This window comes from Streptomyces albiaxialis (assembly GCF_039530985.1).
GTDB classification, from domain to species: domain Bacteria; phylum Actinomycetota; class Actinomycetes; order Streptomycetales; family Streptomycetaceae; genus Streptomyces; species Streptomyces albiaxialis.
In genome coordinates this window covers 81637-105196 of sequence record NZ_BAAAPE010000009.1, presented here as the reverse complement: position 1 = coordinate 105196, position 23560 = coordinate 81637, and the positions used below count along the sequence as shown (strand labels likewise).

Here is a 23560-nt window from a genome sequence, read left to right as displayed (position 1 = left end):
CAGCCCGCGAGCGCGCCCTCGGCGCGGGCTGCCGGGGCACCGGCGATGCCGGTGACCTCCCCCGCCGCGTACACGCCCGGCGCCCCGGCGCGCTGGTCGGCGTCGACCGCGACGAAGCCGTGCCGCAGGGCGCAGCCCGCCGCCAGCGGCAGTTCGAGCTGCGGGGTGAAGCCGTGGCCGACGCACACCGCGTCGACGGCGAGGGTGCGTTCGCTGCCGGGCACCACGGACCAGTCCGGGCGCAGGGCCGCCGTCACCGCCTCCTCCACGCGGCCTTCGCCGCGCGCCTCCACGACCGTACGGCCCGCGCGGACCGGCACGCGGTGGCGGGCCAGCAGCGCGGCACAGCGCGCGAGTTCGGCGGCCTTGCCGCCCGTGGCGCCCAGCTCCCAGGGGCGCGCGGACCAGCCGCGGGCGAGCGTGGCCGGCGCATTGGCCTCGCACACCTCCCGTACGCGCGCACCGGCCGCCAGCAGCGAGGCGGCGACCGGCAGCAGGAACGGGCCCGCGCCCGCGACCAGCGCCCGCGCGCCGACCGCGACGCCCTCGCCCTTCGCCAGCGCCTGGGCGGCGCCCGCCGTGACCACGCCGGGCAGCTCCCAGCCGGGGAAGGGCAGCACCCGGTCGTACGCCCCCGGGGCGAGGACCAGCGCGTCCGCGTCCAGCACGGACCGGGCCCGGTCCGCGCCGTCGGCGGGGCCGCGCAGCACGTGCACGAGGGGCGGGCGTCCCCCCTCGTCCCGCCGCTCCAGGGCCCACACAGCGGTTTCCCCGAGCCACACGCAGCGCGGGTGGCCCAGCACCCGCGCACGGCGCCGCGCGAACACGGCCGGGCCCGGATCGCCGGGCGGCCTGCGGTGGTACTGGCCGCCGGGCCGCTCCTCCGCGTCGACCAGCGTGACCCGCGCCCCGGCCGCCAGCGCCCCGTCCGCCGCCGCGAGCCCCCCGGGCCCGGCGCCGACGACGACCACGTGACGGGCGCTCACGAGGCGGACCTCGACTGGGTGGTGATCTCGTCGCCGTCGTGCGCGGTGCGGCGGCAGGCGCGGACGTCGCTCTGGCCGTTGACCGTGACGAGGCAGTCGAAGCAGACGCCGATGCCGCAGAACACGCCGCGCGGGGCGCCCGAAGGGCCGTGCCGCCAGGCGGCACGGTCGGCGGCCAGCAGCACTCCGGCGATGCTCTGGCCGGGCCGCCCGGTCACCGGCTCGCCGTCCACGGACAGGGTGATCCTCGATGTCACGCGCGCTCCTCCTCCACTCGGTCCGTGACCGCCGGGCGGTCCACGCGGAACGGGGCCGGGTCCAGCGACGGCTCCCGCCCCGTCACCAGCTCGGCCAGCAGCCGCCCGGTGCCCACCGACAGGCCGATGCCCGCGCCCTCGTGGCCGGTCGCGTGCCAGAGGCCGGGCAGCCGGGGGTCGGCGCCGATGACGGGCAGATGGTCGGGGACGTACGGGCGGAAGCCGCCGTACGCGCGCATCACCGGCACCCCCGCCAGCGACGGGAACAGCCGCAGCGCCTTGCGCGCGACGGCCGACAGCGCCTCCGGGCGCAGCCGCGCGTCGAAGCCGACGCGGCGCCGGGATGAGCCGATCAGCACGGTGCCCGCGCGCGTGGACTCGACGACGGCGGACGTCTGGAGGTCCTCCGCGCTGCTGCCGACGGCGCCGACGTAGTCCGCGTCGTAGACCTTGTGGAAGACCGTGGGCGGCAGGGGAGCGGTGACCAGGACGTCGCCGCGCCGGGGCTCGACGTGGACCGGCGCGCCGAGCAGCGTGCCGAGACGGCCCGCCCAGGGTCCCGCCGCGTTGACGAACAGGTCGCCGCCGAGGACGCCGTCCCGGTGGCGTACGCCCGTGAGGCGGCCGTCGCGCACCACAGCGCCGGTGACCTCGCAGCCGGTGCGCAGCTCCGCGCCCGCGTCCAGCGCGTCGGCGAGCAGTGCCGCCGCCGCCCCGGTGGGCTGCACCTGCGCGTCGTCGGGGTAGTGGACGGCGGCGGTGTGCGCGGGCGTGAGGTGCGGCTCGGCGGCCAGCAGGGCCCCGGAACCGAGCCGTTCGGCCCGGACGCCCGCCGCGCGCTGCTCGTCCGCGAAGGACATCAGCGCCTCGGCGCCCGCGTCCGAGGTGGCCACGACGATGCCGCCCTTGGGGATCCACTCGGCGGCCCCGGCCCGCTCCGGGTGCCGCTGCCCGATCTCCTCCAGCGTCCCGGGCCACAACCGGCGGGAGAGCACGGCGAGTTCCAGCTCGGGGCCCGGTCCCTTGTCGGACACCAGGACGTTGCCCTCGCCGTGCGCGCTGGTCGCGCCCGCGGGGCCCGCACGGTCCACGACGAGGGTCTCGAAGCCCGCGTGCGCCAGCTCGCGGGCACAGGCGGCGCCGACGATCCCGGCTCCCAGCACCACCGCCCGCGATCGGTACACAGAACCCCTCCGCCCTCCGCCTGCGTTTCGTAAAGCGAACGCCGTGAGGCTACGAGCGGACACCGAGGGGTGTCAACGGTGCGGTACGGCGGGCCGGCTCCGGCGCGCCGCCTCGTAGTGGAGGAAGAGCACCGAGCGGACCGGTCCGTCCAGCGCGGTGTACGCGTGGGGGAGCGCGGCGTCGAAGGCCACGTAGTCCCCCGCGCCCAGCTCGACCTCGTGCCCGTCCACCGTCACGCCCAGCCGCCCCTCCTGGACGACGGTGTGCTCGCGGCCCGCGTGGCCGAGGGAGTCCTGCCGCGAGTCGGCCCGCACCCGCTGGTCGTAGATCTCGAAGATCATGCCGCCCGCCTCCACGGTCTGCAGCGGGCGCAGGTCCACGCCCGCGCCGCTGAGCACCTCGGCCTCGGCGCCGCGCACGACGGTCAGCCCCTCGGGCTGCCCGCGCTCCAGCAGGTCGGAGATGGGCAGCTCCAGCGCGCGCGAGAGGCTGAACACCGTCTCGATCGTGGGGTTCCCGCTGCCCGCCTCGACCTGCGAGAGGGTCGCCTTGCTGATCCCCGACAGCCGGGCCAGCTCGGACAGCGACACCCCCTTGCGGCCCCGCGCCCGCTTCACGTTCGTGGCCAGCGTCTCCCTGACCGGGCCCTCCTGGGGGTCCACGCGTGCTCCCTCTCCGCCGTGTGCTCCGCCGTGCGATCGTTCGGTTTACCGTACACCGCGACCGGGTCGCCGCGTTCGGTATCACGAACATTCCGCCGGGCCCGCCGCATGCCGCCGCGCGCCACCGCGCCCGGCCGAGCAAGCTGGAGACCCGCCCACGGACGGGAACGGAAACGGGAACGGGAACGGAGGGACGGCCCCATGACCACCGTCGCCGGCGTCACCGTGCCGGACAGCGCCCTCGCGAACGAGGCGACCGCGCTGGTCCGCGACACCGCGCCCGAGCTGATCTACCACCACTCGCGCCGCGTCCACTTCTTCGGCGCCCTCCAGGGCCGCCGCCGGAGGCTCGGCTTCGACCCGGAGCTGCTCTACATCGGCGCGATGTTCCACGACCTCGGCCTCGGCGAGGAGTTCCGCTCCAGCGGGCGCCGCTTCGAGGTGGACAGCGCCGACGAGGCCCGCCGCTTCCTGCGCGCCCACGGCGTGCCCGAGGACGCGGTGCGCCGCGTCTGGACGGCCATCGCCCTGCACACCACGCCCGGCATCCCGGAGCACATGGAGCCCGAGGTCGCGCTCGTCACCGCGGGCGTCGAGTACGACGTGCTGGGCATCGGCTTCGACGACATCGGCCCCGAGGAGCGCGCCGCCGTCACCGCGCTGCACCCGCGCCCCGACTCCAAGCGCCGCATCCTGGAGGCGTTCACCGAGGGCGTCGCCCCCAAGCCGGAGACCACGTTCGGCAACGTCAAGGCCGACGTCCTGGCCCACTTCGTCCCCGGCTTCGAGCGCGGCGACTTCGTCGAGACGATCCTCAACTCGCCCTGGCGCGAATGACCCGGTGCCTCCCCGTCCGCGCGGGGAGGCACCGGTGGTGCACGATGCGGCAGGTGCTCAGCAGGAGCCGGCGGCGCAGGCGTCGAGCCAGGCGTTCCAGTCCTGGTCGTAGCGGGTGCCGATGGTCTCCTTGAGGTGCTTGCGGGCGGCGTCCCAGTCACCGGCGCGGTAGGAACCGAGCACGGTGGCCACGTCGTCCGGGTGCTTCTCCAGCATGTACCGGACGGCCAGGTAGCCCCAGCGGTAGGTGCGGTTGGTGTCGGTGTTCTCGTACGTGGTGTCGAAGAGGGTGCTCAGCGGGTAGCTCTTCTTGCCCGCCTCCTCGATCGCCTCGCTGTACGGGAGCTTGCGGTACGAGTACGAGACGTACTCCGCGAAGCCCTCGATCCACCAGATGGTCGGGGTCGAGACCCCGGCCTCGAAGTCGCCGTACATGTTGAAGCGGCCGTCGAGGTAGTGCGTGTACTCATGGTTGAGGTTCCAGATCTGGAACTTGCCGCCGTCCGGCCGCTCGTAGGCGATGAACCGGGGGAGGTTGCCCTCCTTCGAGGGGTCGCCCTCCAGGTACATGCCGCCGTTGTTGGTGTCGATGCCGAAGATCACCCCGGCGTACGTCTGGTAGTCGGTGCTGGAGTCGAAGACCACGACCTCGATCTTCGTGTTCTTGTCGTCCTTGACCGGCCCCTGGTCCTTCGCGACCTCGTGGAAGTACGCGTCCTGGCCGTTCAGGCTCGTGCAGGCGTAGTCGAAGTTGCCCGCGTCCATGCCCTGGGCGACCATCGAGATGCTGTCGCTGCACGCGTTCTTGTCCTTGAGGACCGCTTCCTTCAGCCGCTGCTGGAGGTCGCAGACGCCGTAGTACGCGCAGTTGGCCTTGTCGTACGCGTCGGCCATCTCCGCCACGCCGACCCACAGCGCCGCGGTCTTCCCGGTCATCTCGCTGACCCCGAGCAGCTCCTTCATCAGCGGGCTCACCTTGTCCTTGAGCGCCGTGTGCTGGACGAAGCGGCTCAACTCGCGGCCCGCGTTGGACGCGAGGTAGGACCGCTCACCGCCGAGCAGGTCGAGATGGTCCTTGGCGAACGTGTTCAGGGTGCCGAGGACGCTCGGGTCGCTCTCGACGGCCTTGACGAAGTCCGGCATCTGATGCCCGCGCCACAGCACCGTGTAGACGTTGTTGACGGCGTTGAGCATCCACCACTTGTCGTCGTACGAGCTGTCGTAGCCCTCCAGCATCCGCTTGACGATCCCGAGGTAGCGCGCGTTCTCCTCCGCGCTGTCGATCAGGGTGATCGCCTCTGCCAGGGTCTCGCCGTTGGCGTCGGTCACGTCCTTCGAGTGCTCGGAGGCGAAGAACGCGTCCAGGCCGCCCTGGATCGCGGACTTCAGCTCGGGCCCGTACTCGCCCACGTCCGGCTCGTGGTACCAGTGCACGTAGTAACCGGCCCGCAGGAACAGCACGATCTGCGGCATGCCGGTGCTGCCGTCGCCCGGGTAGGCGGCGGAGCCGTCGCGCAGCGCGTCGGCGACCGTGACCATCTGCTCCTGGCGGAACGCGCCTTTCGCGTCGCCGCCGGTGAGGCTGAAGAGCGTGTTGATGCAGTCGGTCGTGGACGAGGTGATCTGCTCGACCAGCGCGTCGCCGGTCTGCGCGAAGTCACCGGGGGAGCACGCGGCCTTCCCCTTCTGCTTGTCCTTCTTTTTGTCCTTCTCGGCCGCGAGCATCGAGGGCCGCTTGTGGGTGGGGGCCTCGACGGGGGTGTCGTAGTCCTGCTCGAGCGCGTCCTGCGAGGCGGGCAGCGGCGGGCGTTCCTTCGTCTTGAGCCGCTCACCGCGTACGTGCTCCGCCTCGGCGGGCGCGTCCGAACTCCGGGGTGCGATGCCTCCGGGGCCCTTCGCCCTGTCACCGGCCGAAGGCGCCGCCTGCGCGGTGCCGCCGACGTCGAACTGACCGGCTCCGACGCCGAGCGAGACCGCCAGGGTGCCTGCGCACAGGGCGCGTATGAGACGTGCGCGCAACGAGCTTCTTCGATCGTTCCGGCTCATCATCCGGGTTCTCCTGTGGGGGATTTCGATTCCTGTCGCGGACGCGCGGGGTTCTTGCCGTGCGTTCTTGTTGTGCACACGTCCACGTTGGCGGCAGTACAATTTCACACATCACATGTCATGCGGAAGAGTCGTGAAGGCCCGGAATCGCTGGCGCAGTTGGAGAGGGTCCGGCATAGACTCGGCGTGATCACACCCGAGGAGCAGCGCGCCCATGACCGCAGACCGTTCGCTGAAGCTGCCCGCCGTCCCGGACCGGCTCAGCATCCGCGACCATGTCGCGCATGCCCTGCGTGCCGCGCTCATCGCGGGTGAGCTGCGCCCCGGATCCGTGTACTCGGCGCCGCATCTGGCGGCCCAGTTCGGCGTCTCGGCGACTCCCGTGCGCGAGGCGATGCTCGACCTCACCCGCGAGGGCATGGTCGAGCCCGTGCGGAACAAGGGCTTCCGCGTCACCGAGCTGTCTCCGCGCGACCTCGCCGAGTACGTCGCGATCCGCGAGCTGATCGAGGTCCCGACGGTGGGGCAGGTCGCGCTCTCCGGCGACGCGGAGAAGCTGGAGGAACTGCGCCCGGTCACCCGGGAGATCGTCGAGGCGGCGCGGGCGGGCGACCTCGTGGGCTTCCTGGAGGCCGACCGCCGCTTCCACATGGCCCTGCTCGAACTCGCGGGCAACCGCCGCCTGGTGGAGGTCGTCGGCGAACTCCGCGGCCACTCCCGGCTCTACGGGCTGGCGGGGCTCGCCGAGAGCGGCCAGCTCATGGAGTCGGCGGAGGAGCACGAAGTGCTGCTCGATCTTGTGCTGGCCCGCGATGCGGGTGGGGCCGAGGCCCGTATGCGTACCCATCTAGGCCGCCTCCGCTCCCAATGGGAGTCCGACGCCTGACGCCCCTTGCGGGGCGCCGATGCATGAGGGCTGGGTACGGGTTGCCCCGCGCTGTGCATCGCAGACTGCGGGCGCGTCGCGCCCAGCCGCGCAGTTCCCCGCGCCCCTGGAGGGGCAAGCCCCTCTCTTCCGGGGAGCCCTTCAGGCGGTGCCGCCTCGCGGGGCGTGGAGCACGCGGCGGACGCTCGTGAAGCTGTCCGCCGCGTGCCCCGCGTCCATCGCCCGGCGGAACGCACCGAGTACCGCAGAGGGCAAGGAGGGGTCGACACCCGCGGAGCGCGCCGTGTCCACCACGTGCTCCATGCTGGCCACGCCCATGGACAGCCGCTCCGCGTCCCCCTCGATGTTCCCGGCGACGAGCCGCGGCGTGTAGAAGCGGAAGAAGTACGGCAGCGACGCCGCCGTGTCGACCGCGTCCGGCAGCAGTTCCTCCGCGCTCACCCCGTTCGCCTCGGCGACGGCGACCGAGTGCAGCCACGCCGTCATGCTCGTCCAGAACAGATCCATCTGGACCTGGTAGTGCAGCGCCGCGCGCCCCTGGTCCTCGCCGCGGTACTCGATCCTGCTGAGCACCTCCAGTGCGTCGCGGTGCTCCTCGACCAGTTCCTCGGGCCCGCTGTAGTACGCGTAGCCGTCCGGCGTCCCGACCTGGGCGGGCGAGACGGCCACCCCCGCGGTGAGATAGCGCGCGCCGTGCCCGGTGGCCCACTCGGCCGCCTCGCGCGCCCGCTCGGGGGTGTCCGAGCTGAGGTTGGCGACGGTCCTGCCGCGCAGCGCGTGCGCCGCGGGGCCGAGCAGCGCGTACATCGCGGCGCAGTCGGTCAGGCTGAGGACCACCAACTCGTTGGCGGCCAGCGCCTCCTCGGCGGACGCGGCGAGCACCGCGCCCTCGGCCACCAGCGGTTCGGCCCTGCTGGGGGTCCGGTTCCAGACGGTGACCGCGTACCCCTTCCGCAGATACGCCCGTACCATCGCCTGCCCCATCGGGCCCAGGCCGATCACGGTCACGGACGGCTGCTGCTGCTTGGTGTTCATAAGGATCTCCCCGAGTGACAGAACTAGAACGAACGCTCTATCCAGAGCGTCGGCACAACGTAGCACGGTTCTAGAACGAACGCTCTATCCGATAGGCTGCGCCCCGTGACGAAGACGGCGAACACGGCGAAGGCAGAGGTGGAGCCCGGCACCCGGGCGCGGGTCGTCCGCGCGGCTTCCCTGCTGATGCAGCGCCAGGGATACGCGGGCACCGGGATCAAGCAGATCGCCCAGGAGGCGCGGGCCACGCTCGGCTCCGTCTACCACTTCTTCCCCGGCGGGAAGCGGGAGCTGGCCGTCGCCGCGGTCCAGCACGGCGACGAGGAGTTCGCCGAGGCGCTGCGGGACGCGCTGGACGCGCACGACGATCCGGCCGAGGCGATCCGCGCGCTGTGCGCCACCCTCGCCGACGGGCTGAGCGACTCCGGCTGGACCGACGGCTGCCCGGTCACCACCACCTCGCTGGGCACGGCGGCCCTCGCCCCGGACATTCAGACGGCGGCGGCCGAAGCCTTCGCGCGCTGGCGCGGCCTGGTCCGCGACAAGCTGCGTACGAGCGGGATCGCCGAGGCCGACGCGGACGAGCTGGCCCACACGGTGATCAGCACCCTGGAGGGCGCCGAGCTGGCCTCGCAGGTCTCCCGCAGCAAGGAGCCCCTGGAGATCGCGGGCCGCCATCTGGCCCGCCTCGTCGCCCTCCACCGCTGACCGCCCCCCCCCGTGCGGGGTGCGCGGAACCGCGCGCCGGCCACCCCCTATACGCGGGCCGGGTCCTTGGCCGGCTCGTCCTCCGGCGTGTGCCCGGCGGGGGACGTCTCCGAGACGCCGAAGCGGTCGTGGAGCCTGCGCATCGGGCTCGGGGCCCACCAGCAGGCGGGGCCCAGCAGCCGCATCACGGCGGGGAGCAGGATGCCGCGGATCAGCGTGGCGTCCATGATGATCGCCAGCGGTACGCCCAGGCCGAGCGCCTTCATGTAGCTGATGCCGGAGGTCACCATCACGATGAAGGTGAGCGAGAGGACGATCGCCGCGTAGGTGATGACCTTGCCGACGCGTTCGAGGCCGAGGGCCACCGACTCCCGTACGGCGCCGGTGCGTTCGTACTCCTCCTTGATGCGGGAGAGGATGAACACCGCGTAGTCCATGGACAGGCCGAAGGCCAGCACGGCGATCATCACGGGCACGGTCCAGTTGAGCGTGCCGGTGGTGACGAAGTCGCCGACGAGCCACTTGAGATGGCCGTCCTGGAAGACGAAGACGAGCGAGCCGAAGGTCGCCGCCAGGCTGATGACGCTCAGCAGCATCGCCGCGAGCGGCAGCAGCGCGCTGCCGGTCAGCAGGAACAGCAGCACGTACGTGCCGACGGCGAGGATCGCCAGCGTCAGCGGCAGCCGTTCGCCGACGGTGTCGAACGTGTCGACGGAGACCGCGGGCTGGCCGCCGACCTCGACGTCGAACGGGCTGTCGGCGGCGCGCACCCGCTCGACGACGGCGGCGCCCGCGTCCGAGTTGCCGTCCACGGCCGGGATCACCGACAGATAGGCGCCGTCGCCCTCGCTGAAGCGGGCCGAGCCGGGGCCGGGCGGCGCGACCCGCTCGCCCCCGGCGTAGCTGCCGGTGGCGGCGTCGACGCGGGAGACGTCCTTGAGGGCCGAGAGCCGCCGGGCGTAGCCGCCGACGTCGGCGCCCTCCGCGCCCTCGGCGGCGACGACGAGGAGCGCCTCGGTCTCACGGCTGTCGAAATCCGCCTTGAGGGTGCGGGCGACCTGCGCCGACTGCGCGGAAGCGGGCAGCACCTGCTCGTCGGGCAGCCGCGTGTTCAGGTCGAGCGCGGGCACCGCGAGCAGCGCGGCGAAGGCGAGCACGGCGGTCATCATGCTGACGGGCCTGCGCATCACGAGGGTGGCGAGCCGGTGCCAGTAGCCGCCGGTGGCGGGGGTGTCGGGCCGCGGCGTGCGCTTGCGCCGTACGAGCCGGAGCTTGTCGATTCTGGGCCCGGCCCAGGCCAGCATCGCGGGCACGATGACGAGGGTGGCGGCCCCGGCGGTGAGCGTCGTCGCCGCGCCGCCGATGGCGATCGACTGGAACATGCCGAACGGCATCACGACCAGCGACAGGCAGGCGACGGCGAGGGTGATCGCGGAGAACGTGACGGTGCGGCCGACCGTGCGCATCGTGGTGCGGATCGCCTCGGACTGGCCGGAGCCCCGGGCGAGTTCCTCGCGGTAGCGGGTGAGGAAGAGCAGGCTGTAGTCGATGGCCAGCCCGAGGCCGAGGAACGTACAGGTGTTGACCAGCAGGTTGTTGGCGTCGAAGACGAACGTCAGGCCCCACATCAGGCCGAAGACGGTGAGCATCGTGCCGAGCGCGACCGCGAGCGGCAGCAGCGCCGCGACCAGCGAGCCGAAGATGAGCACGAGGACGACGAGGACCAGCGGGAAGACCAGGGACTCGGCCTTCGCCGCGTCCTCGGAGGCGCGTTCGGTGTTCTCGTGGTTCATCAGCGCCGTGCCGCCGAGCGTGACGTCGAGCCCGTGCACGGTGCCCGTGTAGTCGTCGCGCAGCTCGCCGACGCGGTCGTTGACCTCGTCGAAGTCGCCGGGGATCCGGCCGGTGACCAGCGCGCCGCGGCCGTCCTCGGCGCGCAGCGGCTTCGCTTTGCCCGCCGTCCAGTACGAGGCCACGTCCTTGACGCCGTCGTCCGCGAGGTCCTTCGCGAGCTTCGCGCCCGCCTCGGCGACCGCGGGGGAGTCGACGCCGCGCTTGTCGCGGACGACGAGGGTCAGGTTGGCCCGGCCCTGCCCGAAGCGCTCCTCCAGGGTGTCCTCGGCGTGCGCGGCCTCGGTGTCCGGATTCTCGTAACCGCCCATGGTCAGGCGGCTCGTGAGGTCCATCGACACGCCCCCGACCACGAGGACCACCGCCAGGACGGCCAGCAGCACTTTCCTGGGCCGGGGCAGGATGAATCTTGCCAATGAGTCGAGCATCGTTCTGGCTCTCCCGTCGGACCGAAAGGGTGTTCCGAGGCTCCGGACGGCCGGCGGGCCCCGGGACGTGACATCGGCCGTACGGGAAGGCACGTGGTCCTTGTCACCTTCCGGGGGCTCCCGCGCGTCCTGTCACAGGACGGGCAACACCGGAACGCGAGCAGGGAGACCACGCATGGCACCCGAGGCACCTCAGGCAGCACTGGCCATCCAGGGGCCCACGTACCACCAGCCCGGCCGGGAGCTGACCGACTGGCGCTTCTCCGTCCCTCTCGACCACGACGACCCGGCGGGCGAGCGCATCGAGCTGTACGCGCGGGCCGTGACGGCGGCCGGGCGCGACACGAGCACGCTGCCGTGGCTGCTCTACCTCCAGGGCGGACCGGGCGGCAAGGCCCCGCGCCCCGTCGGCAAGGGCGACTGGCTCGACCGGGCCCTGCGCGACTACCGCGTGCTGCTCCTGGACCTGCGCGGCACCGGGCTCTCGACGCCGGTCACCCGCCAGACCCTGCCGCTGCGCGGCGACGGCGCCGCGCAGGCCGCATATCTGACGCTCTTCCGCTCGGACTCGATCGTCCGCGACTCCGAGGCGATTCGCCGCGCCTTCCTCGGCGAGGACGGGCAGTGGAGCCTGCTCGGGCAGAGCTACGGCGGCTTCGTCGCGCTGAGCTATCTCTCCTTCCACCCCGAGGGCCTGCGCGAGGTCTTCATGAGCGGCGGCCTGCCCGGGCTCGGCGTCGGCATCGACGACGCGTGGCGCGCGGCGTACCGGCGCAACATCCGCGGGAACGAGGAGTTCTACGCCCGCTATCCCCAGGACGTCGCCACGGCCCGCCGGATCGGCGCGATGCTGCGCAAGCAGAGCGTGGCGCTGCCCGACGGGGGCGAGCTGACGCTGGAGGCGTTCCAGTCGCTGGGCAGGGTGTTCGGGGGCAGCACGGGCGCCGACACGCTGCACTATCTGCTGGAGGAGGCGATCGTCGGGACGGGCGGCGGCGAGCCGGTGCTCTCGGACACGTTCCTGTCCATGGCGGCGGAGATCGTCTCCTTCAAGCACATGCCGCTCTTCCCGCTGCTGGTCGAGCCGTCCCTCGACCAGAGTGAGCGGACCGCGTGGTCCGCGCAGCGGATCCGCGCCGAGTTCCCCGAGTTCGACGCCGGGGCCGCGCTCGACGACCCGGACGCGCCGCTGCCGTTCACCGGCGAGATGGCCTACCCCTGGATGTTCGAGACCGACCCCGCGCTGCGTCCGCTGCGCGAGGCGGCCGAGGCGCTGCACGCCCACGAGCCCTGGTCCCCGCTCTACGACCGCGAGCGGCTCGCCCGCAACACGGTGCCGACGGTGGCCGCCGTCTACTTCGACGACTTCTTCGTCGACACCGAACAGGGCCTCAGCACCGTGCCGCACGTCCCCAACCTCCGTACCTGGGTGACGAGCGAGTACGTGCACGACGGGATGCGCGTCAGCGGCGGCGCGGTCCTGGACCACCTGATCCGCATGGTGCGGGAGGGCGTGGCGTAGGCGGGGGACTCAGTCCCGGTCACGGGCCTCAGTCCCGGTCGCGGGGGCCCGTTCCCGTACGGCGCCAGACGACCGTCATGCCGATCGCGAGCACGAGGAGTGCCGCGAGCACGATGCCCGCCTTGAGGAGGCGGTCCAGGAGGAGGTGGGTGACGAGGCCGGACGCGAGGGCCGTCGCCGTCGCGCCGCCCGTCACCACCGGCCGCCCTTCCGGCCGTTCACGCGCCGCGCGAGGGCCCGCCCGGCGGCGCGCACCGCCGGCTCCGCGAGCCTGCGCGCGTCCTCCAGCCTGCCGCGCCGCCTGAGGCCGAGCGCGACGGCGAAGAGCACGAGCGCCAGCGCCACGATCCCGGCCGCGAGCAGGCCGAACCGCAGGAGCATCAGGTCGAGATACGTCTCCACGGAGTTCCCTCCCGTCCTTTCCGTCATTTTTCTATCACGCGTGTGATACGAAGCAAGCTATCACAGGCGTGATAGAAAGGGGTCATGCCGAAGGTCGTGGACCCCGAAGCCCGGCGCCGTACCGTCATCGACGCCCTGTTCCGCGTCGTCGTGCGCGAGGGGCTCCAGCGCGCCTCGCTCCGCGTCGTCGCCGACGAGGCGGGGCTCAACATCGGCTCCCTGCGGCACTACTTCGCGAGCCAGGGCGAGCTGATGGACTTCGCGATGCGCGCGATGCGCGACCGCGTCTCCGCCCGGCTGGAGCGCCGCGTCGCGGCGGCGGGGGACCTCGCCGGACTGCCCCGCGAGGAGCGGGTGCGGCTGGTGACCGGGCTGCTGGAGGAGCTGCTGCCGCTCGACGAGCGCCGCCGCGCCGAGGTCACCGTCTTCCTCGACTTCAACGGGGCCGCCCGGACGAATCCCGCGTTCCGGCCCCTCGCGCACGAGGTCGCCACCGGCACGAGGAGGCTCGTGCACCGCGCCCTCGCCCGCCTGGAGCAGGCCGGGGCGCTGCGCCCCGGCCTCGACGCCGGCGCCGAGACCGAGCGCCTGGTGTCCCTCCTCGACGGACTCTGCCTCAACGCCGTGCTGCACCCGGAGGTCCTCACCCCCGAGCGCTGCGCGGCCGTCCTCCACGCCCACGTCCGCGAGCTGACCCGCGAGGACTGAACGGCGCGCGCCCGGTCACCTCTCCGGGGCGGCGTACGTCGGAGAGGGTGAACGGCGTACGACGAGGAAAGGTGACACATGCGCGAGCGGTACGACGGGACCGGCGGCGGGGGGCCCGGCGGTGACGGGTCCGGCGGTGACGGGGACGCGCTGGCGGCGCGGTTCGAGGAGCAGCGCGGCTCCCTGCGCGCCGCCGCCTACCGGATGCTGGGCTCCCTGAGCGAGGCCGACGACGCCGTCCAGGAGACCTGGATCCGGCTCGCCCGTACGGACGTCTCCGGCGTCCGCAACCTCGCCGCCTGGCTGCGCACCGTCCTCTCCCGCGTCTGCCTCGACCTGCTGCGCGCCCGCGCCGCCCGGCGCGAGGAGCTGACGGGGGCCGGGGCCGCCGACGAGGAGGCGTGGGGCGGCCGGGGCGGGGAGAGCGCCGACGAGCCCGAGGACGAGGCGGTCCTCGCCGACGCGGTGGGCCGCGCGCTGCTCGTCGTCCTCGACACGCTGGGCCCCGAGGAACGGGTGGCGTTCGTGCTGCACGACACCTTCGCCGTGCCGTTCGACGAGATCGCGCCGCTCGTGGACCGCTCGCCGGTCGCGGCCAAGAAGCTCGCCAGCCGCGCGCGGCACCGGGTGCGGGGCACGTCCGCCCCGGGAGCCGCCCCCGAGGGGCCCGCCGGGCCCGTGCCGGGCGGCCACCGGCAGGTCGTGGACGCCTTCCTCGCCGCCGCGCGCACCGGCGACCTCGACGCGCTGCTCGGGGTCCTCGCGCCCGACGTGGTACGGCGCGCCGACCCGGCCCTGCTGCCCTCGGGGCGTACGGCGGTGCTGCGCGGCGCCCGTGCGGTCGCCGAGGAGACCAGGCTCCTGGCCCGCAACGCCCGCTTCGCCGGGCCCGCGCTGGTGGACGGCGCCCCCGCGCTGGTCGTCGCGCCGCACGGACGGCTGCGCCTCGCGCTCCGGCTCACGATCGAGGGCGGCCGCGTCGCCGCGTACGAGGTCATCGCGGATCCGGCGCGGCTCGCGCGGCTGGTGGTGACGGTGCCGGAGCCGTGAACTGGCGTCTGTACCTACTGGTATGTATGGTCGCGGCATGGACGCGAGAGAACGGCTCATCGAGAGCACCCGGGAACTGCTGTGGGAGCGGGGCTACGTCGGCACGAGCCCCAAGGCCATCCAGGCCCGCTCCGGCGCGGGCCAGGGCAGCATGTACCACCACTTCGACGGCAAGCCCGGGCTCGCCCGCGCCGCGATCGGGCGCAGCGCCGGGGAGATGAGGGAGCGGGCGGATACCGCGTTCGCCGGGCCCGGGCCCGTGAGCGCGCGCGTCGCCGCGTATCTGCGCCGGGAGCGGGACGTGCTCCGGGGCTGCCCCGTCGGCCGGCTCACCCAGGACCCCGACGTGATGGCGGATCCGGAGCTGCGCGCCCCCGTCGAGGAGACCTTCGCGTGGCTCACCGGGCGGCTGGCCGCGCTGCTGGAAGAGGGCCGCGCGCAGGGCGAGTTCGACGCCGGGCTCGACGCGGAGGCCACGGCCACCGCGCTGGTCGCCGTCCTCCAGGGCGGATACGTGCTGGCCCGCGCCGCCGGGACGGCCGAGCCCTTCGGCCGCGCCGTCGACGGGGCGCTCGGCCTCCTCTCCGCCCGTACGGCCGCGAAGGAGAGCCGCTGACATGCCGTTCGTCCGCATCGACGCCCTGGGGGCCGACGCCGAGCGCCTCGACGCGCTGGGCCGGGCCGTGCACGAGGCCATGGTCGAGACCCTCGGCATCCCGCCGGGCGACCACTTCCAGGTCCTCAACGGCCACGACGGCACTCACAGCACCCTGCGCTACGGCGACTACCTCGGCGTCCGGCGCGACGAGGGCATCGTCTACATCGCCCTGATCATGCGCGCGGGCCGCCCGCCCGGACTCAAGCAGGCCCTCTACCGCCGCATCGCCGAACTCGCGCACGCCTACGCCGGGACCGAGCCCCGCAACGTCTTCATCACCCTCACCGAGAACACCGACGCCGACTGGTCCCTGGGCCACGGCGAGGCCCAATACCTCTGACCGCCCCACAAGAGCGCGCCCGATCGGAGAGGGCGCGGGAGGTCCGGTCAGGGCGGGGGTGGCCAGGGGGTGTGGCAGCCGAGGCGGACGTGGCCGTCGGGGGTGCGGTGGAGCTGGAGCCCGTCGGGGGCGAGCGCGTTGTCGACGAGGGGGTCCCGGCCCTGGCCGACCCCCGTCAGCTCCAGCCGGTCGCCGCGCGAGACGGGCAGCCAGGCCGGTGGCCCGGACGCGGGCGGGACCGCGTAGTCCGTGACCGCGACGGTGAAGCCGCCGCTGTCCGCGCCGACCAGCAGTCGGAAGCTGCCCGCCGTGGTGTGCTCCACGACGTAGTGCGCCGCGACGCGCACCGCGTCGGCCATCCGGCGCGCCAGCGGCGCCGGTGCCCCGCTCGCCGCGAGAACGGTGCGGGTCACCTGGCCGACCGTCGCGTAGTCCCCCTCGTCGCGGCCGTGGCCGCGCGGGAACTCCAGGACGAGCGAGAGATGGTGGGCCGCCCACGGCGGGGACGCCGGGTCGTCCCGCACGATCCGGGGCAACCCCGGCAGATTCACGCTGGGTCCCATCGACGCCTCCCCTGCATCGTCGGACACCGTGACGCGCCCCGGCACCCGGCACTCCGCACCCGGGGCTCGGGGCAGCGGGGCCGCGGCTGGCGGGGCCAGTTCAACGCCGCCGCGGCCGCTCGCGTACACCGCGCCGGGACAGGGGCGCCGGTTCCGCAGACGCTACGTCCGCGCCGGGAGGGGGCCCAGGAAGAAACACGCCAAATCGCGGCGCGTAACGGACTGTTGACGCGGTGCTACGTGTCGCCGCCCGACCCGTCGCCCGTCCCGCCTCACGCGGTGCCCGGCGCGGAGACGGCCGCCAGCCAGTCGAGCAGGATCTTGTTGAACTCCTCGGCGCGTTCCTGCTGCAGCCAGTGGCCGCAGCCCTCCAGCAGGTGCGAGGAGACCAGCCCCGGCAGGGTGACGGGGAACGCCTCGATCGCCTGGGACATCCACATGGTCGACGCGTCGCTCGTGCCGCCGACGAAGAGCGAGGGCTGCGGGATCGCGGCCCCGTCCAGCTCGGCGAGGTCCTCCCAGTCGCGGTCCATGTTGCGGTAGCGGTGGAGCGCCCCGGCGAGCCCCGTGCGCTCGAACTCGGCCGCGTAGACGTCGAGGTCGGCCTCCGAGAGCCAGCCGGGCAGCACGCCGCCCGCCGGGAAGCGGTCCCGCAGCTCGCCGCCCGGCGCGACGAAGTGCACGTCCGGCGCGTCCGGCGGGGGCATCGTGCCGGACGACAGCGCCGCGTAGAACCCGGCGAGCCAGCCCCGCACATCGGGCTCGATCTCCGCCTCGGCCCGCCCGGGGCGCTGGAAGTAGCTGACGTAGAACTCCTCGTCCCCGCCGAGCGACCCGAAGATCTCGCTGGGCCGGGGCCCGCCGCGCGGCGCGTACGGCACGCTCAGCATGCCGACGGCCGTGACGGTCCCGGGGTGCAGCAGCGCCGTGTGCGCGGCGATGCCCGCGCCCCAGTCGTGCCCGACGACGACCGCCGTGCGCTCCCCGAGGCCCCGGACGACGGCAGCGCAGTCCTCGGCCAGCGCCCGCATCCGGTACTCCTCGATCGCCTCGGGCTTCGACGAACGCCCGTATCCGCGCACGTCCATGGCCACCGCGCGATACCCGGCGGCGGCCAGCGCGGGGAGCTGGTGCCGCCACGAGTACCAGGACTCGGGGAAGCCGTGCACGAGCAGGACGAGCGGGCCCGTGCCCTCCTCCACGACATGGATCCGTCCGGCGGGGGAGGGGATGAGACGGTGCGACCACTTCTCCATGACTGCTCCTCGGGTGTTCCGGGTGACGGCTCTTCCGATCATGCGTGGCCCGCACCGGGGCGGCGACAGTTTTTGCTGATTCGGCAAGCCGGGGGCACGGCCCGCCGAGTAGCATCCGCACCCTGTCGGCACCGTTCAGGGGGGCTCATGCGGAGTGACGAGGAATACGCGCGATCCGTCTACGTGCGATCCGTGCGCCGGAGCACGGGACTGTTCGGCTGGCTGTGCGTCGCGGGGCTCTTCCTGGCCGCCGCCGTGCTGTCCCTGTTCACCCGCATGGAGGTCGGCGACCCCGCCGCCGCGGAGGGGGAGATCTCGCGGCGCGACCCGGTGGCGTGCGGCTCCGTGATGGGGCCCGCCCACTGGAGCGAGGAGAAGTGGACGGAGAACGGGATCGCGTGGCGTACCCGGGTGTGCGACAACGCCAGGATCACCCGGCTCGGCTGGACCGGCGTCTTCCTGACCGGCGGCATGGCCGTCCTGGTGACCGGCCTGGGTGTGCAGGCCTGGCAGCGCTCCAGGGCGGAGACACGTGACCGGCACGCCTCATGACCTCGCCCCATGACCTCGCCGAGTGACCGGCGTTCCCGGCCGGGCACCCGGCCCCTCGGTCGCCTCACGCCCCCACCGGCTCGGGTTCCGCGGGCGTCGTCGCGGTCGCCGACGCCGTACGGGCCGCGCGGCGCGCCGTCGCCTCCGCCGGGTCGAGGACCGGGACGGCCGCCAGGAGGTGGCGGGTGTACGGGTCGCGCGGGGTGTCGTAGACCGTGTCGACAGGGCCCTGTTCGACGACCGTGCCGCGGCGGACGACGGCGACGCGGTCCGCGGCCTGGCGGACGACCGCGAGGTCGTGCGCGATGAGGACCAGCCCGAGGCCCAGTTCGCGCTGGAGCCCGGCGAGGAGGTCCAGTACCTGGGCCTGGGTCGTGACGTCGAGCGCGGAGACCGGCTCGTCGCAGACCAGCACCTTCGGTCCGGGCGCCAGCGCCCGCGCGATACCCACGCGCTGCCGCTGGCCGCCGCTGAACTCGTGCGGGTAGCGGTCGTACCAGCCGGGGTCGAGCCCGACCTGTTCCAGCAGCTCGCGCGCCCGCGCGCCCGCCTCGCGGTCCGTCAACCGCCCGGCGGCCCGCAGGGGGTCCGCAACGGACTCGCCGATGCTCCGCCGGGGGTTGAGCGAGGAGACCGGGTCCTGGAAGACCATCTGGAGGCCGGGCCGCACGCCGCGCAGCGGCTCGCCCCGGTAGCGGACCGCGCCGCCGCCGGGCGCGAGGAGCCCGACCAGCATCCGGCCGAGCGTCGTCTTGCCGCTGCCCGACTCGCCGACGACGCCGAGCGTCTCGCCCTCCGTGACCGCCACCGAGACCCCGCCGACGGCGACCGTACGGTCCCCGCGGCGCCCGAACTCCCGCCGCACGTCCACCGCTTCGAGCAGCACCTCTCCCCGGGCCGCCGGAGGGCGGGCGCGCGGGGCTTCCAGCCGGGGGACGGCGGCGAGGAGTTCGCGGGTGTACGGCGCGGCGGGCGCGTCCAGCACGCGCCCGACCGGGCCCTCCTCGACGGCGCGCCCGTCGCGCATCACCAGCATCTCCTCGACGCTGCCCGCGACCACGCCCAGGTCGTGGGAGACCAGCACGAGGCCCATGCCGGTCTCGGCGCGCAGCTCGTGCAGCAGGTCGAGGATCTGGGCCTGGACGGTGACATCGAGGGCGGTCGTCGGCTCGTCGGCGACGAGGAGCTTCGGCTCGCACGCCAGCGCCATGGCGATCAGCGCGCGCTGCCGCATGCCGCCGCTGAACTCGTGCGGCCTGGCCCGGGAGCGCCGGGCGGCGTCGGGGATGCCGACCCGGTCCAGCACCGCCACGGCCCGCTCGCGGGCCGCGCGCCGGGAGACCTTCGGCGCGTGCGTACGGTGCACCTCGGCGATCTGGTCGCCCACCGCCAGGTACGGGTCGAGGGCGGAGAGCGGGTCCTGGAAGACCATCGCCGCCGTCCCTCCGCGCAGCCTCCGCAGCTCCGCCGGGGGCGCGCCCAGCACGTCCGTGCCGTCGACCGTGACCGAGCCCGACACCTCGGCGCCCGTGCCCCGGTGCAGCCCGAGCAGCGCGCCCGCCACCGTGCTCTTGCCCGAGCCCGACTCGCCCACGATGCCGAGGGCCCTGCCGGGCGCGAGCGAGAAGGAGAGCCCGTCCACCGCGCGTACGCCGGAACCGGTTCCGGAGGGCCCCGGGGGGAAGTCGACGGTCAGGTCACGGACTTCGATGAGCGGGGCGCTCACGGGGCCGGTCATGACAGGGCCACCCTTCGGTCGGCGAGTGCGTAGAGGACGTCGGCGACCGCGTTGGCGATCACCACGGCGGCGCCGGTGACGAGGACGATCCCGACGACCACCGGCAGGTCCACCTCGCGCACGCTCTCGATCAGCAGCCGCCCCAGCCCCGGCAGTCCGAAGAGCGTCTCGGTGATCATCGCGCCGCCCAGCATGGTCCCCAGGTCCAGGGCGCTGAGCGCGATCACCGGGGGCAGGGCGCCGCGCAGCGCGTGCCGGGTGACGACGGCGCGCTCGCTCACCCCGTACGCGCGGAACGTACGGATGTGGTCCTCGGCGAGGACCTCCAGCGTCGAGGAGCGCGTCAGCCGGGCGTACTTGGCGCTCTCGAAGAGGCCGAGGGAGAGCCACGGCAGCAGCATGTTCCACGCCCACTGCTCGGGGTCGCGGGTGAAGGGGACGTACGAGGGGAACGGCAGCCACTGCAGATAGGCGCAGACCGCCATGAGCAGCAGCAGGCCCAGGATGAAGACGGGCGTGCCGCTCCCGGCGAGCGTGAGGACGGTCAGCACGCGCTCGGTGATCCCGCCGCGCCGCAGCGCCGAGACGAGCCCGGTGCCCAGGCCGAGCACCAGCCAGATCACCAGCGCGCCGAGCGCCAGCGAGGCGGTCGCGGGCAGGCCCTGGGCGATGAGGGAGGTGACCTCCTCGTCGTTCTGCCGGGAGAGCCCGAGGCAGGGCGCCTGGCAGTGCTGGACGCCGTTTCCGGCGGGGAAGTCCCGGCCGGTGAACAGGCCCTGGACGAAGTGCAGGTACTGCGCGTACACGGGCTCGTTCAGCCCGAGCCGCTCGCGGACCTGGGCGACCTGCTCGACGTTGCAGCGGTTGCCGCAGGCGAGCCGCGCGGGGTCGCCGGGGACGAGGTAGAAGAGCGCGTAGAGCGCGACGGACAGGACGAGCAGCACGAGGACGGCGCCCACCAGCCGCTTGGTGGTGAACAGGGCGAATCTCACGGGGTCTTCTTCTCCTTGCGGGTCCGGCCCGTCGCCCTGCCCACCCGCAGGCGGGACGCCTCGCGCGGGTCGAGCGCCGTGCGCACGGCGTCGCCCAGGACGGTGAAGGCGAGGACGGTCACGAAGAGCAGCCCGGTCGGCAGCAGCACGTACATCGGGTCGGCGCGGAACCAGGTGGTCGCCGTCGAGAGCATCTGCCCCCAGGACGGGGTGGGCGGCTTCACGCCGATGCCGAGGAACGAGAGCGACGCCTCCAGCACGATGTTCGTCGGCAGCAGCACGGCCGCGTAGGTGATCACCGGCGCGGCCAGCGACGGCAGCAGCTCGCGCCGTGCCACCCGCAGCCGCCCCGAGCCGCCGAGCCGGGCCGCCGCGACGAAGTCCAGCCCGCGCAGCGTCAGCGCCTGCGCCCGTACGACGCGGGAGGTGCCGCCCCAGCCGAGCAGCCCCATGACGAGGATCAGCAGCAGCGGGCGCGGGAAGCCGTCCGGCACGACGGTCGTGAGCGCGATGGCCAGCACGAGCATCGGCAGCGCCACCATCACGTCCGTGACGCGGCTGAGGACCTGGTCGGCCCACCGGCCGCCGAGCGCGGCGGCGAGACCGACGGACACGCCGATCAGGATCTGCACGACCGTCGCGCCCGCCGCCACGAGCAGCGAGATCCGCGCGCCGTACAGCAGCCGCGCGAACAGGTCGCGGCCCGTGCCCGGTTCGACGCCGAGCCAGTGCTCGGCGCTGACGCCGCCGAAGGCGCCGCGCGGCGCGCCGCCGCTCGCGGAGTCGATCAGCCCGTCGTGGTAGGTGTCCGGGTCCTGGCCGCTCGCCGCCGCCAGCAGCGGTGCGGCGAGCGCGGCCAGGACGAGGACGGCCAGCACGGCGGCGGCCACCACGGCCGAGGGGCGGGCGCGCAGCCGTCTCCACAGGCGGCGGTCCGCGCCGGGCGCGGTGGCCGCCACCTCGTACGCGGTGGTCATTACTTGACCGCCACCTGCGAGATGTCGAGGACGCCGGTCCAGTCGCTGATGACGACGTTCTTGACGTCCTTGCCGACGAGCCGCTGGTAGACCGGGTGGAAGAGCGGCACCGAGAGCGCCCGCTCGCCGATCTCCCTGTCGAGGGCGCCCCAGCGCCGCGCCGCGGCCTTGAGGTCGGTGTCGCCGCTGATCGCGTCGAACTTCTTGTTGATCTTCTCGTCGTCGAGCTGCGCGTGGTTGAAGTTCGAGCCGTCCTTCACGATCTGCCGCCCGTCGTAGATCGGGGCCAGGAACGGGTATCCGGCCGGCCAGTCGGCGCCCCACTGGGAGAGGAAGAAGCCGGGGGTGTCGCCCGCGTCCTGCCGCTTCTCGTCGTAGGCGTTGCGCTCAAGTCCCCTGAGCTTGACGGTGATTCCGGCCTTCTTCAGCGACTGCTGCACGGCCGTGGCGACCTTCGAGCCGATCGCGGCGCTGTCGTCGGTCGAGTGCGTCAGGGTGACGGCGAGCCCCTTGCCGTACCCGGCCTTCTTGAGGACCTCGCGGGCCTTGTCCGGGTCGCCGTTCTTCCCGGCCGGGAAGTGGTCGTAGGGCGTGTAGCCCAGCGCCTTCTGGTTCGGCAGGAAGGTGGTCGCGGGCTCGGCGAGCGAGGTGCCGCCGACCGCGTTGACGACGCTGCGCCGCCCGATGGCGTACGAGATCGCCTCGCGGACCTCCTTCTTGTCGAAGGGCTTCACCTTCGGGTTGAAGGCGAGGTAGTTGGTGTAGCCGAAGTGACCGACGCCGACGCGCTTCTTCAGCTCCGCGTCGTTCCCGTCCTTGCCGAGCTTCGCCAGCTCGGCCGGGCCCAGGTTGGTGTCGGTGGTGATGGCCTTCGCGTCGTCGCCCGAGCTGGTGGAGAGCCGCTGGTTGATGACGGCCGGGTCGAGCCCGGAGCGGACCTCGATGGAGTCCGGGTAGTCGTGCCGGTGCGGGTCGTTCTTCGCGGACCAGTGCGGGTTGCGGGCGAGCTGGAGGCGCTCGCCGTCGTTCTCGTTCCTCACGACCTTGTACGGGCCGGAGGAGAGCGGGTGCTTCTCGTACTTCGCGCCCTTCTCCTTCTTCTTCGGCACGGGCGCGAACTGGGTCTGCGTCGCGACGTACGGGAAGTCGCCCACGGGCTTCTTCAGCCGGAAGACGACGGTCCTCTTGTCCGGCGTCTCGATCGAGTCGAGGGTCTTCGGGCCCTTCTTCGCGAACGGTCCCTGGTAGTCGGCGCCGCCCACCAGCCAGTCCCTCATGTACGGCGCGCCGCCCGACAGTTCGGCCGCGAACGAGCGCTCGACCCCGTACTTGATGTCGGCCGAGGTGATCGGCGAGCCGTCCTCGTAGGTGAGGCCCTTCTTGAGCTTGTACGTCCACACCTTCGCGTTCTCGCTGGGCCTGCCGAGCCCGGTCGCGAGGTCGGGGACGACCTTGGTGCCCTCCTCCCCGTCGGCGCGCTTGCGGGTGGTGAGCGTACGGAACACGAGCGAGGGCACGTTGCCGCCGCCGGAGGTGTAGAGGCGGGCCGGGTCGAAGTTGACCTGCGGCTCGGTGTTGAGGACGAGCAGCTTGCCGCCCTTGGCGGGCTTGCCCCCGGCGCCGCCCTCCGCGTCGCCGTCCTGCGGCCCGGCGCAGGAGGCGAGCACCCCGGTGAGGGCGATTCCGGCGACGGCAGTCATGGCCGTATGGCGAGACGGGCGTATCAATATGCGGTTACGCATGGCGAGAGCGTGCCTTTCGCGGCGGGAGACGCCGTCGGGAGGCGGGGCCATGGGTGGGGCACGGTCACACTGAGCCGACGACGTGAGGGGAGAAAAGGGAGATAACGCGTCGTGTCCGGCCGCGACGGGCCGGGAAGCTCAGCGACAGTCGATGTCGGAGACCGCGTGCGCGTGCACAC

24 protein-coding genes are annotated in these 23560 nt (G+C 73.4%); 9 read left to right on the top strand and 15 right to left on the bottom strand.

Going from position 1 to position 23560, the window contains the following annotated elements:
- From ABD343_RS18540 to ABD343_RS18525, 4 genes are all read right to left on the bottom strand, one after another.
- Window positions 1-986 (bottom strand): NAD(P)/FAD-dependent oxidoreductase (locus ABD343_RS18540; RefSeq protein ID WP_344529525.1); only part of this gene is annotated, 986 nt, incomplete at its 3' end.
- The gene (locus ABD343_RS18535; RefSeq protein ID WP_344529524.1) at window positions 983-1243 is read right to left on the bottom strand and encodes a (2Fe-2S)-binding protein; all 261 of its coding nucleotides are present in this window, start codon (window positions 1241-1243) and stop codon (window positions 983-985) included. The genes ABD343_RS18540 and ABD343_RS18535, both read right to left, overlap by 4 nt.
- Window positions 1240-2427, bottom strand: coding sequence for an NAD(P)/FAD-dependent oxidoreductase (locus ABD343_RS18530; RefSeq protein WP_344529522.1), 1188 nt, complete (start codon window positions 2425-2427; stop codon window positions 1240-1242). Before ABD343_RS18530 ends, ABD343_RS18535 begins: the two co-directional genes overlap by 4 nt.
- 72 nt (window positions 2428-2499) lie before the next feature.
- Window positions 2500-3090, bottom strand: a complete 591-nt coding sequence (locus ABD343_RS18525; RefSeq protein WP_344529521.1) for a helix-turn-helix domain-containing protein — start codon at window positions 3088-3090, stop codon at window positions 2500-2502.
- Between the two features lie 201 nt (window positions 3091-3291).
- Here ABD343_RS18525 and ABD343_RS18520 point away from each other — a divergent pair, with 201 nt between their 5' ends.
- Window positions 3292-3927, top strand: coding sequence for an HD domain-containing protein (locus ABD343_RS18520; protein WP_344529519.1), 636 nt, complete (start codon window positions 3292-3294; stop codon window positions 3925-3927).
- Window positions 3928-3984: 57 nt separating this feature from the next.
- On the opposite strand, the gene ABD343_RS18515 is transcribed toward ABD343_RS18520, so the two are convergent.
- Window positions 3985-5973 carry a collagenase gene (locus ABD343_RS18515; protein ID WP_344529517.1) on the bottom strand — a complete coding sequence of 663 codons (1989 nt, stop codon included), beginning with the start codon at window positions 5971-5973 and terminating at the stop codon, window positions 3985-3987.
- Window positions 5974-6187: 214 nt separating this feature from the next.
- Here ABD343_RS18515 and ABD343_RS18510 point away from each other — a divergent pair, with 214 nt between their 5' ends.
- Window positions 6188-6859, top strand: a complete 672-nt coding sequence (locus tag ABD343_RS18510) for a GntR family transcriptional regulator (protein WP_344529515.1) — start codon at window positions 6188-6190, stop codon at window positions 6857-6859.
- A 141-nt stretch (window positions 6860-7000) separates the two neighbouring features.
- On the opposite strand, the gene ABD343_RS18505 is transcribed toward ABD343_RS18510, so the two are convergent.
- Entirely contained in the window at window positions 7001-7894 is an 894-nt protein-coding gene (locus ABD343_RS18505; protein WP_344529513.1) for an NAD(P)-dependent oxidoreductase, read from the bottom strand.
- A 186-nt stretch (window positions 7895-8080) separates the two neighbouring features.
- On the opposite strand from ABD343_RS18505, the gene ABD343_RS18500 reads away from it, so the two are divergent.
- The gene (locus tag ABD343_RS18500) at window positions 8081-8602 is read left to right on the top strand and encodes a TetR/AcrR family transcriptional regulator (protein WP_425578224.1); all 522 of its coding nucleotides are present in this window, start codon (window positions 8081-8083) and stop codon (window positions 8600-8602) included.
- 47 nt (window positions 8603-8649) lie between these two features.
- Here ABD343_RS18500 and ABD343_RS18495 read toward each other — a convergent pair whose 3' ends face one another.
- Entirely contained in the window at window positions 8650-10869 is a 2220-nt protein-coding gene (locus ABD343_RS18495) for an MMPL family transporter (RefSeq protein WP_344529509.1), read from the bottom strand.
- 187 nt (window positions 10870-11056) lie between these two features.
- Between ABD343_RS18495 and ABD343_RS18490 the strand changes: the two genes are divergently transcribed.
- On the top strand, window positions 11057-12403 hold the full coding sequence (locus ABD343_RS18490; RefSeq protein WP_344529507.1) for an alpha/beta fold hydrolase: 1347 nt from the start codon (window positions 11057-11059) through the stop codon (window positions 12401-12403).
- 28 nt (window positions 12404-12431) lie between these two features.
- Here ABD343_RS18490 and ABD343_RS18485 read toward each other — a convergent pair whose 3' ends face one another.
- Window positions 12432-12602: a hypothetical protein gene (locus tag ABD343_RS18485; RefSeq protein ID WP_344529505.1), complete on the bottom strand. Its 171-nt coding sequence runs from the start codon at window positions 12600-12602 to the stop codon at window positions 12432-12434.
- The gene (locus ABD343_RS18480) at window positions 12596-12832 is read right to left on the bottom strand and encodes a hypothetical protein (protein WP_344529503.1); all 237 of its coding nucleotides are present in this window, start codon (window positions 12830-12832) and stop codon (window positions 12596-12598) included. Before ABD343_RS18480 ends, ABD343_RS18485 begins: the two co-directional genes overlap by 7 nt.
- A 57-nt stretch (window positions 12833-12889) precedes the next feature.
- Here ABD343_RS18480 and ABD343_RS18475 point away from each other — a divergent pair, with 57 nt between their 5' ends.
- The 4 genes from ABD343_RS18475 to ABD343_RS18460 all read left to right on the top strand — a co-directional run bounded on the left by ABD343_RS18475 (window position 12890) and on the right by ABD343_RS18460 (window position 15561).
- Window positions 12890-13513 carry a TetR/AcrR family transcriptional regulator gene (locus tag ABD343_RS18475; protein WP_344529501.1) on the top strand — a complete coding sequence of 208 codons (624 nt, stop codon included), beginning with the start codon at window positions 12890-12892 and terminating at the stop codon, window positions 13511-13513.
- A 78-nt stretch (window positions 13514-13591) separates the two neighbouring features.
- Complete coding sequence (locus ABD343_RS18470) at window positions 13592-14563, top strand: sigma-70 family RNA polymerase sigma factor (protein WP_344529499.1); 972 nt, start codon at window positions 13592-13594, stop codon at window positions 14561-14563.
- Window positions 14564-14600: 37 nt separating this feature from the next.
- On the top strand, window positions 14601-15179 hold the full coding sequence (locus ABD343_RS18465) for a TetR/AcrR family transcriptional regulator (protein ID WP_344529497.1): 579 nt from the start codon (window positions 14601-14603) through the stop codon (window positions 15177-15179).
- A gap of 1 nt (window position 15180) precedes the next feature.
- On the top strand, window positions 15181-15561 hold the full coding sequence (locus ABD343_RS18460; RefSeq protein WP_344529495.1) for a tautomerase family protein: 381 nt from the start codon (window positions 15181-15183) through the stop codon (window positions 15559-15561).
- Window positions 15562-15608: 47 nt separating this feature from the next.
- Here ABD343_RS18460 and ABD343_RS18455 read toward each other — a convergent pair whose 3' ends face one another.
- The gene (locus ABD343_RS18455; protein ID WP_344529494.1) at window positions 15609-16124 is read right to left on the bottom strand and encodes a hypothetical protein; all 516 of its coding nucleotides are present in this window, start codon (window positions 16122-16124) and stop codon (window positions 15609-15611) included.
- A gap of 272 nt (window positions 16125-16396) precedes the next feature.
- Window positions 16397-17380, bottom strand: a complete 984-nt coding sequence (locus ABD343_RS18450; protein ID WP_344529493.1) for an alpha/beta fold hydrolase — start codon at window positions 17378-17380, stop codon at window positions 16397-16399.
- A 192-nt stretch (window positions 17381-17572) separates the two neighbouring features.
- Between ABD343_RS18450 and ABD343_RS18445 the strand changes: the two genes are divergently transcribed.
- On the top strand, window positions 17573-17932 hold the full coding sequence (locus ABD343_RS18445) for a hypothetical protein (RefSeq protein ID WP_344529491.1): 360 nt from the start codon (window positions 17573-17575) through the stop codon (window positions 17930-17932).
- A gap of 64 nt (window positions 17933-17996) precedes the next feature.
- Here ABD343_RS18445 and ABD343_RS18440 read toward each other — a convergent pair whose 3' ends face one another.
- From ABD343_RS18440 to ABD343_RS18425, 4 genes are read right to left on the bottom strand one after another with little or no spacing between them, the layout of a single operon-like run.
- Window positions 17997-19670, bottom strand: a complete 1674-nt coding sequence (locus ABD343_RS18440) for a dipeptide ABC transporter ATP-binding protein (RefSeq protein WP_344529489.1) — start codon at window positions 19668-19670, stop codon at window positions 17997-17999.
- On the bottom strand, window positions 19667-20662 hold the full coding sequence (locus tag ABD343_RS18435) for an ABC transporter permease (RefSeq protein ID WP_344529487.1): 996 nt from the start codon (window positions 20660-20662) through the stop codon (window positions 19667-19669). The genes ABD343_RS18440 and ABD343_RS18435 overlap by 4 nt, the downstream gene beginning before the upstream one ends.
- A complete protein-coding gene (locus tag ABD343_RS18430; protein ID WP_344529485.1) occupies window positions 20659-21639 on the bottom strand; it encodes an ABC transporter permease in 981 nt (326 codons plus the stop codon). The genes ABD343_RS18435 and ABD343_RS18430 overlap by 4 nt, the downstream gene beginning before the upstream one ends.
- Complete coding sequence (locus tag ABD343_RS18425) at window positions 21639-23339, bottom strand: ABC transporter substrate-binding protein (protein ID WP_344529483.1); 1701 nt, start codon at window positions 23337-23339, stop codon at window positions 21639-21641. The genes ABD343_RS18430 and ABD343_RS18425 overlap by 1 nt, the downstream gene beginning before the upstream one ends.
- Window positions 23340-23560 lie beyond the last annotated feature (221 nt).